Origin of the sequence: Parabacteroides sp. AM58-2XD, assembly GCF_003463685.1 — a bacterium.
Lineage (GTDB): Bacteria > Bacteroidota > Bacteroidia > Bacteroidales > Tannerellaceae > Parabacteroides > Parabacteroides segnis.
In genome coordinates this window covers 16,529-28,357 of the sequence record NZ_QSDP01000085.1, presented here as the reverse complement: position 1 = coordinate 28,357, position 11,829 = coordinate 16,529, and the positions used below count along the sequence as shown (strand labels likewise).

At 44.3% G+C, this 11,829-nt stretch carries 8 protein-coding genes and 1 pseudogene; 6 read left to right on the top strand and 3 right to left on the bottom strand.

Features of this window, described 5'->3' with window-relative positions; translation table 11 throughout:
- The first annotated feature begins 118 nt into the window (after positions 1-118).
- From radA to DXA15_RS18300, 4 genes and pseudogenes are all read left to right on the top strand, one after another.
- Positions 119-1,491, top strand: a pseudogene (gene radA, locus DXA15_RS18315) (DNA repair protein RadA).
- A 16-nt stretch (positions 1,492-1,507) separates the two neighbouring features.
- Positions 1,508-3,310 carry a hypothetical protein gene (locus tag DXA15_RS18310; RefSeq protein WP_128134980.1) on the top strand — a complete coding sequence of 601 codons (1,803 nt, stop codon included), beginning with the start codon at positions 1,508-1,510 and terminating at the stop codon, positions 3,308-3,310.
- Positions 3,311-3,431: 121 nt separating this feature from the next.
- Positions 3,432-3,995 (top strand): hypothetical protein, encoded by a 564-nt coding sequence (locus DXA15_RS18305; RefSeq protein WP_233567410.1) that lies wholly within the window; start codon positions 3,432-3,434, stop codon positions 3,993-3,995.
- Positions 3,996-4,012: 17 nt separating this feature from the next.
- Positions 4,013-5,590, top strand: coding sequence for an NAD(P)/FAD-dependent oxidoreductase (locus DXA15_RS18300; protein ID WP_128134979.1), 1,578 nt, complete (start codon positions 4,013-4,015; stop codon positions 5,588-5,590).
- 29 nt (positions 5,591-5,619) lie between these two features.
- Here the strand turns inward: DXA15_RS18300 and DXA15_RS18295 are convergent, their stop codons facing one another.
- Both DXA15_RS18295 and DXA15_RS18290 read right to left on the bottom strand, forming a co-directional pair.
- Positions 5,620-5,991 (bottom strand): hypothetical protein, encoded by a 372-nt coding sequence (locus tag DXA15_RS18295; RefSeq protein WP_233567409.1) that lies wholly within the window; start codon positions 5,989-5,991, stop codon positions 5,620-5,622.
- A 33-nt stretch (positions 5,992-6,024) separates the two neighbouring features.
- Positions 6,025-6,834 carry a peptidylprolyl isomerase gene (locus DXA15_RS18290; protein ID WP_128134977.1) on the bottom strand — a complete coding sequence of 270 codons (810 nt, stop codon included), beginning with the start codon at positions 6,832-6,834 and terminating at the stop codon, positions 6,025-6,027.
- A gap of 112 nt (positions 6,835-6,946) precedes the next feature.
- Here DXA15_RS18290 and DXA15_RS18285 point away from each other — a divergent pair, with 112 nt between their 5' ends.
- Complete coding sequence (locus DXA15_RS18285) at positions 6,947-8,623, top strand: putative transporter (RefSeq protein WP_128134976.1); 1,677 nt, start codon at positions 6,947-6,949, stop codon at positions 8,621-8,623.
- A gap of 58 nt (positions 8,624-8,681) precedes the next feature.
- Here DXA15_RS18285 and DXA15_RS18280 read toward each other — a convergent pair whose 3' ends face one another.
- On the bottom strand, positions 8,682-10,226 hold the full coding sequence (locus DXA15_RS18280; RefSeq protein ID WP_128134975.1) for a ClC family H(+)/Cl(-) exchange transporter: 1,545 nt from the start codon (positions 10,224-10,226) through the stop codon (positions 8,682-8,684).
- 105 nt (positions 10,227-10,331) lie between these two features.
- Between DXA15_RS18280 and DXA15_RS18275 the strand changes: the two genes are divergently transcribed.
- Positions 10,332-11,288, top strand: a complete 957-nt coding sequence (locus DXA15_RS18275) for a site-specific integrase (protein WP_128134974.1) — start codon at positions 10,332-10,334, stop codon at positions 11,286-11,288.
- Positions 11,289-11,829: the final 541 nt, after the last annotated feature.

Below are 11,829 nucleotides of genomic sequence, written 5' to 3'. Positions count from 1 at the left end.
AAATCCGTACAATACATAATTATTTGAAGCTTGGTAACTAAAAATAATCATTTTGACGGAAAGAAGAAACACTCTTTTTACTTCAAACTACAAAATTTAAACAGGCTCTTAAAGATGTATGGCTAAGACAAAAACAGTATATGTCTGCTCCAATTGCGGAGCAGACTCTCCTAAGTGGGTCGGTAAATGTCCTAATTGCGGCGAATGGAACACCTATGTGGAAGAAATCGTTGCAACCAAAGAACCTTCTGCAAAACGTATTATTCCCGGTATAACAGAAACGGGTAAAGTACGTCCCGTTCTGTTACGTGATATTACCTCCGAAGAAGAATCCCGGATTGATTTGAAAGATGAAGAACTGAACCGTGTCCTGGGAGGCGGTTTGGTGAAAGGTTCGTTGGTGCTGATTGGCGGTGAACCGGGTATCGGTAAGTCGACTTTGGTCCTGCAAACAGTTCTGGGATTGAACAATCTCAAGACATTATATGTATCGGGTGAGGAAAGCAGTCGCCAGCTGAAACTGCGTGCCGACCGTATTGCCCACGAAAATCCGGAATGTTCATCCTGAGTGAAACGAATCTGGAACAGATATTTGTCCAGGCCCGTAACGTACAGCCTGATTTATTGATTATAGACTCTATCCAGACAATCTATACGGAGATTGTAGAATCTTCTCCCGGCAGCGTGTCGCAGGTCCGTGAGTGTAGTGCTGCAATCCTTAAATATGCCAAAGAGAGCGGTGTCCCTGTTCTGTTGATAGGACATATTAATAAGGAGGGGAGTATTGCCGGACCGAAAGTTCTGGAACATATTGTCGATACGGTTCTTCAGTTTGAAGGAGACCAGCATTATATGTACCGTATTCTCCGGAGTATCAAAAACCGTTTCGGCAGCACGGCGGAACTGGGTATCTATGAGATGCGCCAGAACGGTTTGCGTGAAGTCAGCAACCCGTCCGAGTTGTTGCTGACGCAGAACCATGAAGGATTGAGTGGTGTGGCAATTGCTGCCGCCATCGAAGGCATACGTCCTTTCCTGATTGAAACACAGGCGCTGGTAAGTTCGGCTGTCTATGGAACTCCGCAACGCAGTGCGACGGGATTTGATCTGAGAAGAATGAATATGCTGCTGGCTGTGTTGGAGAAACGTGCCGGATTCAAGTTGATACAGAAAGACGTATTCCTGAACATTGCCGGAGGACTGAAGGTCAATGACCCGGCTATCGATCTGGCTGTTATCAGCGCTATCCTTTCGTCGAGCCTCGATATCAGTATCGAACAAGGCGTTTGTATGTGTGGCGAGGTCGGCTTGTCGGGCGAAATCCGTCCGGTCAACCGCATCGAACAACGTATTCTGGAAGCAGAGAAGCTGGGCTTTTCCCGCATCATCATCCCTCACAATAACCTGAAAGGGTTTGATACTAATAAATGTAAGATACAAATCATACAGGTGAAGAAAGTGGAAGAGGCTTTTCGGCATTTGTTCGGTTAAACATATATGAATTGATATGAAAAGACTATTGTGTGCTTTTTGTTGTATCTGGTTGCTGTGCAGTTGCGAATATAAGATACATGAAAATTTTATAGAAGTAGAAAAACCGCAGGATTCACTTTACGTAAGCATTGACCTGAATGCGCTGACGGATGGTCAGACTATCTTCTTGAATAAGGAAACTGCCTTAAATTACTCCTTGTCGGCTTTCGGTAAGGAGATTAAGGACGTGCGTTTTAAGATGGGAAATAAAGTCTGGTCGGGTGACGATATAAAACCGAATGGCGCTATCTATATCAATTCGGTCGATTTTCCATCCGGCACTTATACGCTCGATTGCGAAATGTTTGTCCGTGCCGGCAGTGGGAGCATTGCCGACCAGATAGGTGCGGAAGGGGCTGTCGGAAAGAAGAGTTGGCCGGTTGTTGTCGATTACGGACTGGAAGTTCCCGGAATGTTTATGTCGCGTACCAATGAAGAAGGCTTTTTTGAACTAACCTGGCCGCAGCTTGCTCCCACACATTTGAAATTGAAATCGTATGCTGTTTATCGTAATTATCAGGGAAATTATGACAGAATAATCGTAACAGCCGATAAAAACTATTTTGTGGATAAGGAGATGTTGGGAGGAACAGCAAACTATTATGTGGAAGCCTTGTTGGATTACGAGGGAAAAGAAGAGTTGGTCTGGCCGCTTGGTGATTTGGATGTTTCCAATGATTTTGAGTTTCGTATTGTAGAGTCGGATATAAAGACGGTAACGGTTTATTGGAAGGCACCTTATAAATCTTACCTGTCTTTCCGGATAGATGAAGATATTCCTTTTACACCCGATGGCTTGGAGGGAACACTCGAGATACCGGTCACTCGCTTCGGTTCCTCTGCCTGGTGGGATTTGAGTAAACTAGTTGTTTCTTTTTCACCGGTTGACAATCCTTCGCAGGTTATGTTGCGCAGGGAATTTGAGGTCGGGTCACCGGGCATTGAATTGCCTGATGAGCGGGGAGGAGCATGGGCCTACAGTCCGGTAACCGGTTTGTTGTATGCGACAAATAATATGACCCTGAATAGTTATTTACCACAAGACGTCCGCCTGCAAAAAACTTATCGTCAGGATACAAGCTGGGATAACGTTATCGCCTCTCCTGTTTCAAATAAAGTCGTTGTTTTTGGAGAACAGGCATTGGTATTGGATGGCAATACGCTTTCTCCTATAAATAGTATTCGCTATGAAAGATATTCCCGGATACTGGGGATAACCAATGATGATAAGTTGCTTTGCTATTCTTATGCTCCTGACGGAATCACCTGCACTGTTTCGGTTTACGATCTGGACGGGACCAAAATAGGAGAGATTTCCTTTAAGGGAACTAATCTGCAAATGTCGCCGGATGGTAAATATCTCCTGTATCAGGATTCGTTCGATGTATGCCTGCTGAGTCTGAAAGACTATCAGGAGACCGGTCGCAAAATCCTTCCGTTATCTTATGCGGATTATAGTTCTTACCGTTTTAATCCGGCTTTTCCCGATCAGATACTGGTGCAGTTCGGTGACAGGTTAAATATCTACCATAGCCCTGATTTTACGTTGTTGAAAGAGATAAAGCGGGAGGATGAAATGACGCTTGAAGATATTGATCCGTCTACTGGCAACCTGTTGTTTTATAATAGCAAGAGGCTGAAGATTGTAGACAGTCAATCCGGACAGGAATTACTGGCAATGGACGCAGCTACTTTCCCTTGGGTTCATCTGTTGGGGAATACACTGGTCTCTTTTGATGGGTTTGTGTTTAACATTGAAAAGTATTTACCGCAATGAAACGATATTTGATTTTATTTCTCTTTTGCCAGCTTACGGCTCTTTCGGCATTGGCGCAGGAATTGACCGTAGAATATAATGTAGGGTTCGGAACCTATAAATGGGTAATCTGAAAGAGTTTATGGAGAATACTACTCCACAGTTGCAGGTGAATAATGTGAAGGTAACAGACAATTTTCCTGGTTTTATCACCCATCAGGCGAAATTGGGGGTGGAGTGGAAAAAGTTGCACCAGGCCGGTCTTTTGCTGGATTATATGAATACGGTAAGTAACAAAGGAGTTTCCGATTATTCCGCTTCCTATAATATAACCTTTCGTGTAAAAGGACTCCGCTTGGGTGGTTTTTATCGTTTCGCCCTTCCTGATTTTTCGGAGAGTTTGGTGAGGCCTTATTTGCAATTATCTACAGGTGTAGTGTTTAACGACGGAAAATTCAGTGAGGGAGTCGAGTTCTCCAACGGTCTGGACGACAAAGCATCTCAATCATTGGATGGTGCGAATTTTTTTATCGAACCGGCTGTCGGTGCAAAGATACGGATACATAAAAGATTTGCATTGAATGTAAATGTAGGTTATGAATTTGACATAAGTAAGAACTTTAAATATGAGGGCCAGTCGCTTACGATAGCTCCTGATTGGAGTGGTTTGCGCCTCAGGGAGGTATTATCTATTATATCCCATTAACGAACAAATAAACAGATATGATACAAGAATTACAACTCCGCATCCTGCCGGAGGAGGCTGTGAATGAGCAATCGTTGAAACAGGTGATAGCACGTGAAACCGGTGCTGCTCCAAAAGATATTCAGGCCGTGCGTGTATTGAAACGCTCTATCGATGCCCGTCAGCGTACGATCTATGTGAATGTCAAGCTACGTGCATTTATTAATGAACAACCGGAAGAGCCGGAATATCAGTCGGTAGAATATAAAGATGTATCCGGAGGGAAACAGGTCGTTATTGTCGGTGCCGGGCCGGGTGGTTTGTTTGCTGCCCTTCGCCTGATTGAATTGGGACTGCGTCCGGTGATTATCGAGCGGGGAAAAAACGTTCGTGAACGGAAGAAAGACATTGCCCTGATCAGTCGCGAACATACGGTAAACAGTGAATCGAATTACAGTTTCGGGGAAGGCGGAGCCGGTGCCTATTCGGATGGCAAATTATATACCCGCAGCAAAAAACGCGGTTCGGTAGACAAGATATTGAATGTCTTTTGCCAGCATGGGGCGAGTACCTCTATTCTGGCCGATGCCCATCCGCATATCGGTACGGACAAGCTCCCCCGGGTGATAGAAAATATCCGTGAGCAGATTATCCGTTGTGGCGGTGAAGTGCATTTTGAAACCCGTATGGATGCCTTGATCCTGAAAGAGAACGAAGTGATCGGTGTAGAGACGAATACCGGAAAGACTTTTTACGGTCCGGTAATCCTGGCAACCGGACATTCGGCACGTGACGTTTACAGATATCTTTATCAGCAGCAGATTCCGATAGAGGCGAAAGGTATTGCGGTAGGCGTCCGCCTGGAGCATCCGCAGGAACTGATCGACCAGATACAATATCATCGCAGGGAGGGAAGAGGCAAATATCTTCCGGCTGCCGAGTACAGTTTCGTTACCCAGTCGAACGGGAGGGGAGTTTATTCTTTCTGTATGTGTCCCGGCGGGTTTGTTGTTCCGGCGGCGAGCGGTCCGAAGCAGGTCGTCGTGAATGGGATGTCTCCCTCTAATCGTGGTTCCCGTTGGGCCAACTCCGGAATGGTGGTCGAAATCCGTCCGGAAGATTATACCGAACTGATGAAACATGAAGAAGTGACGGTCCCGGCCGATTCGCCACTGGCTTTGATGGCCTTTCAGGAACGGCTGGAAGAAGTCTGTTGGTTGAACGGAGGCATGAAACAGACGGCGCCGGCACAGCGTATGAACGATTTTGTAAACAAGAAAAACTCCTTCGATCTGCCTGTATCCTCTTATACTCCCGGTTTGCTGGCTTCTCCGCTTCATTTCTGGATGCCGGAATTTGTAACCGGCCGTTTGCGTGAAGGCTTTCGTTATTTCGGAAAGACTTCGAAAGGTTTCCTCACCAATGAAGCATTGATGATCGGTGTGGAGACACGAACTTCTTCTCCTGTCCGTATTCTTCGGGACCGTGACACCTATCAGCATGTTACGATAAAAGGACTTTTCCCTTGCGGAGAAGGAGCCGGTTATGCAGGTGGTATTGTGTCGGCTGCGATCGATGGGGAACGTTGCGCGGAAGGAGTGGCGGCATTGGAATAGAAGAAAATAAAAAATTCCAGTAAATAGAATTATTCTTTCAGCCGTTCCTCGATCTCGTTCAGCAAATTAACCCTTTCCAGCGAGAACGTACTATCATGTGCTTGCAGGTATTCCAGCAATTCTTTAGCCCGCAGGAGTATTTCCGGTTGGTTTTTGGGTTGAAGATAACTGCTTTCGATTAGGGTCTTGATTGCTATTTCAAGACGTAATATACCGCTTTTCTCTTCACTGTCGAGGAAGCGGAGGATATCGTCGGGTGCTGTTGTCATCAGGAAATCCTGATCCAGTTTCAGGTTCTCGAAAACGGTCTGTATCAGTTCCGGATTCTTACCGGCCGCATTGTTATTACGGTTGAAGATCACTTGGGCAACCATTTTGCCCAGTTCTTCTATCTGTACCATGATTAAATCTCTTTTTAACATATTGGATGAATTTTATTCTACAGTTACATTTATGATTCTTATATCTTTTTTAGGACGGTCATATTGATCTTTCGGCTGGTTGGCAATGACATCCAGCACATCGAACCCTTCGGTCAGCTCGCCGAAGATGGTATAAATACCGTCCAGGTGGTGGCATCCGCCGTCTGTGGTGTATGCCTTCCGTTGTTCGTCTGTAAAGATCAGGTGTCCCGGCGTAGCCAGGATCATGGAATCTATCTGGGCGTTGACGGCTGTTACCCGTTTGTTGTATTCCCGCTTGTTGCTTTGTTTCAGCATTTTTAAGTCGACGGCAATAGGACGGTAAAACTTATCCAGCGCTTTTTTTCGTATGTCCTGGTTGGCAATCAATTCCAACGTATCCAGTTCCCCGTTGCGATAAACTTTCCCCTGTACGATAAAGAACTGCGACATATCCGATTTCTTTTCCGGATTGACATCATCGTTCTGACGCGGGGCGGCCAGCGCACCTCTTTTGTGAAAATATTTATCGTTCAACTCCGGCATGATCTCCGCCGACGAATCACCAAAACCGCAACGGGCTCCGGCTGGTGCATTCTTTGAATCGGGCGCTCCTCCCTGGATCATAAATTCCTGGATGACACGGGTAAAAAGTGTCCCGTTGAACTCACCTTGTCTGGCCCGGGCGATAAATGTACGGACATGATTCGGGACATCGTCATACAGCCGGGCTTTCATGGTCCCTACATTCGTCGTGATAGTCACTGTCTTTTCAGGGCTTTGAGCATTAAGCCCTGTCGCGGCAAATAACAAAGCGAGTGCTATACTATATATTTTCTTCATGATCTTTTTATTTTTCCCGGGGTAAAGATACTGTTTATGTTGTTAAACACAAACTAAATGTATACCTTTGCGAACTTTATTTAATGGCAAAAAGATTTTTTAATATAATAGTATGAATTGGATCAATGATTTATTATGGGGCGAAGGTATTGGCCACTCCATCCTGTTGCTCTCTTTTGTTATTGCGGCAGGTATTCAATTGGGAAAAATTAAAGTATTTGGTGTCTCGTTAGGGATCACACTGGTACTGTTTGTGGGGATCATTTTAGGGCATTTCGGCTTTACGATCAATCACAATGTTATTCACTTTTTTAAAGAATTTGGTCTTATATTGTTTGTCTACTCGGTAGGTATGCAGGTGGGACCTGGATTTTTCTCCTCTTTTAAGAAGGGGGGTATCACGTTGAATATGCTGGCTTGCGGGATTGTCTTCCTGGGGGTGGTAACAGCTATTATCCTGCATTATGCAACCGGCATTCCGATGCCGACGATGGTCGGTATCCTGTCAGGAGCTGTAACGAATACCCCGGGTCTGGGTGCTGCACAACAGGCATTCTCCGATATGTACGGATCAACGGACAATACGATAGCGTTAGGATATGCAGTTGCTTATCCGTTGGGTGTTATCGGTATTATCCTGTCGATTATATTTATCCGTTACGTGTTCCGGGTTAACTTTGACAAGGAAAACGAACAGTTGAACAAGGAAGATGCTTCCCATATGAATGAGGCAAAACCGGTTTCATTAATCGTGAAGAACCCAGCTGTTTTCGGTAAGAGTGTCGGTGAGTTATCAAACCTTCTGGAACATCGTGATTTCGTTATTTCACGTATCTGGCACGATAGCGACAAGCAGATTGAAATCGTATCTGCCAATACCGTATTGATGGAGAATGACAAGGTTTTTGTCATTACTACGGAGCAGGATGCCCAAACGATTAAAACTTTCATCGGTGAAGAGATCGATATGGAGCGTAAACAATGGATTCGTATGGAGAGTCAGTTTATCAACCGTCGTATCTTGATTACAAAACCGGAACTGAATGGTAAGCGTCTGGGCCAGTTGAAACTGCGTAAACTGTATGGTATTAATATAACCCGTATCAACCGTGCCGGTGTCGACCTGGTTGCCACGCCGCATCTGACCCTTCAGGTGGGTGACCGTGTAAATGTGGTAGGTACTGAAACTGCCGTAACGAATGTAGAGAAGGTATTGGGTAACTCGATGAAACGTTTGAACGAGCCGAACCTTATCACTATCTTTATCGGTATTGCTTTAGGTATTATATTGGGAAGTATTCCTATTACTTTCCCAGGTATTCCCCAGCCGGTAAAATTGGGATTGGCCGGTGGTCCGCTTATCGTAGCTATCCTGATCAGTCGTTTCGGTTATAAATATAAGTTGGTGACTTATACGACTCAGAGTGCCAACCTGATGTTGCGTGAGATCGGTATAACGTTGTTCCTGGCTTGTGTCGGTATCAGTGCGGGTGACGGTTTTGTCGACACGATCGTGAACAATGGAGGTTTTGCCTGGATCGGTTACGGCTTTATCATCACTACCGTACCTTTGCTGATTATCGGTTGTATCGGCCGCTATTTCTGCAAAGTGAATTATTTCACGCTGATGGGTCTGATTGCCGGTAGTACGACCGACCCGCCTGCACTGGCCTATTCAAACGCAACGGCAGGTAACGATGCACCGTCTGTCGGATACGCAACAGTTTATCCGTTGACGATGTTCCTGCGAGTGCTGACAGCACAATTGTTGATATTGTTCTTTGCGTAAACAATTCATAGATAGAGAAAGGTGTTTGAGCTTTTATCAGACACCTTTTTTATTGGGGCTAATAGATATTTGCCATACTAACCAGCGGCTCATACAGCTTCTCGATGTCCTGGGCATCAATTTCAAGGGTCAGTTGGTCGCCGGGCAGGATCGTTTGTCCGGCAGGAGGGAAGTCTTTGCGGTCGCGGTGGATATTGATGATGATGCAGTTGTTGGGCAGGTGAAGCGTATCGACCAGCTTCCCGTCGAAATAAGAACCTGCCATGACTTCAACATCGAGTATCAGCCGTTTTTCTTCCTGAAAGATCGGTTTCTTGATCATCTCTTCATAAAACATGACGTTGAAAGGCTTTATTTCCAGTAACTCGGTAAAATAATACGTCAGTCCTCCGACAACGATCGAAGGATAGAACACTTCGAAATGGCCGGTGATCTCTGTTATCAGGAGAATGGCGGTGATGGGAGTACGTACCACGGCAACCAGGAATGCAGCCATCCCGATCAACATGACGTAACTTATATTTTCCGGTGCGATGATACCCTGCTGCACCAGCAATAAGGCACAGATTTTTCCTAATAATCCCCCTGTTACCAGTGTCGGAATAAAACTGCCACCCGGCAGTCCGGATGAAAAGGAATAGACGGTGAACACCATATGCAGCAACATCATCCCGGTTATCCACAGGATGCTCTCTTTTCCGCCTAAAGCCTGTTCCATCAGGAACTGTTCGCCGCCTCCGGTCAGGTCCGTTAACGTCAGTGAGATGGTATAGGCCATGATCAGTAATCCCAGCAACTTGATGTATTCCGGTTGTTTTATGGCGGGGTACAATCTTTTCACGTAAAGCATCAGCAGCGAATAGAACTTTCCGAAAACGGAGACGATGACGGCGAACAAGAGGAATAGTTTGATCTGTAACGAGAATGACAAATCCGGTGCTACGGCATTTATCTCATGATAAGGATTTATGGGAAAGATCATATTGGCGATGGTTCCGGCAACCACCCCGGCCAGTATGGTTGTGATAGCCGTCTTGGGCGCATCAAACCGCTCGATCGATTCGATAACCAGCGTAGCAGCCGCCAATGGAGCGGCAAAGGCAGCCGCCAGTCCGGCTCCGGCACCGGCTGCCAGCAACTGTTTCCGTTCACCGCTCAGGATATGTCCCCATTTACCGACCAGGTCACCGATATACGATCCCATCTGGACGGACGGCCCTTCGCGCCCCATGGAAAGGCCGCTGCTTAATGTCAGTACTCCACCGGCAAATTTAGCCAGCAGTTGCCGTAAAGAATGCTTATATACAATCCTTCCGTTGATCGCCCCGCGTGTTTGTGAAATACCGCCGCCCGATATATAAGGCCATCGCCTCACCATCCAGGCGACAAACAGGAGGACCCCCCAGAAGGTAAGGAAAGCAATAATATGAAGATACCAGGGTGGCGACGATTCAAAGAAATCCTTCCGGTAATTGTAGAATAACTGTAATAAATAGTGATAGGGAACTGCCACCAACCCGGTCAGCAACCCTACAATGAGGCTCACGAAATAGAGCCTGGCATCCACTAGTTTCAGTTTTAATATCCTCCAGTTTACCTTCATAAGCTCGATAAAAACAAGACTGAATCAGATTTGGTTTTAGCAGAAGTTCATTATCAAATTATCTTTTACATTTGTTCTATATAATCTAATTAAAAAAACAACTTTATGGAAACATCGTATGTAAAAGAAGTAAAAAGAAGTTTTCGGGGAAACTTATTGAATTATATGAGTTTTCTTGAAAAAGAGAAAAGTGGATCAGCTCAAAGTACAGCTTCCCTCTATAAGGTAACCCAGGGGCATCTGGAGCGGTTCGTAGGTACGGATATTTTAAAAATGAAGCAAGTGACCCCCCTGTTGGTGAAAGATTTTGTATCTTATCTGCAATCCCTCAATTTAAGTCCTAATTCGGTAACCAACTACACCAGTATATTCCGAACCGTATTCAACAGTGCTGTATCTGAAAGCCTGGTTACACCTGAAACAAACCCTTTTCAAAAAATACATCTTCGCCCCGTATCCACTTATAAGCGTTCAGTGGGGATACAGGTCATTAAGGATATGACGGAATTGGATTTAAAAGGGAAGAAGCGTCTTGATTTTGCCCGCGATCTGTTCTTGTTCAGTTTTATGGCATGCGGAATGGCGTTTGTTGACTTGGCTCATCTGACACGAAATAATGTACGTGGCAATGTACTTGTCTATTACCGTGTGAAGACAAAAACAGAAATCCGTGTGACGATTACTTCGGGTATGCGTCGTTTATTGGAAAAATATGCCAGGGATAATTCCAACCTGCTATTTCCTGTATTACAATCGGAAGAGGTTTCTTATGAGAGATATAAAGTCGCTTTAAGAACATACAACCGACGGTTAGCTACGATAGGGGATATGATAGATTGTCCGGTAAAACTGACCTCCTATGTGGCCCGTCATTCCTGGGCTATGCAGGCAAAAGAAAATTCTGTTTCGGTTGCTGTGATCAGTCAGGCCTTGGGGCATACTTCCGAAAGAACAACACTCTTTTATTTAAAAGAATTGGATCAAAATATCATTGACAGGGTTAATTTGAAAATCATTGACTTTGTGGAAAAATGGGTAAGTAAAAGAAGTTATAAGAATTGACGCTTATTTATAGAATAAGGGTCATTGTCTATAAACTGGTAGGATTATAATTACGAAATCTATACCCTATACTACCAGATAGCTTGAAAATCTTTGACAGTGCAAAAGTAAAAAATTACTATTGATAAAAATTGTAGTAAGAAGAAAATTTGTGTCTTAAAAAAGATCAATATTAAGTAAAAAATTACTATTGATAAAAATTGTAGTAAGAAGAAAATTTGTGTCTTAAAAAAGATCAATATTAAGATAATCTTACTGAAATTCATGAAAAAACGATACGGAAAGACCTAAAAATGAAACCATTATGAAATTCAAGATTAACCGCTATAAAACCATTAACTGATCTTAGCAGAACACTCCAACTATCAGAAACAAATAGATTGACATTTATTTAAGGAATCCTGAGTTTTGTAATATTATTTTACTAAATAAACACTATCATTTTTCCATTTCCAGTTTCTTGTCCTTTCCTTTTTCAGACAACTGATTATTTCCGGGTTATATATAGAATGTAAATAGACATCGTTAGTGATTTTTTACT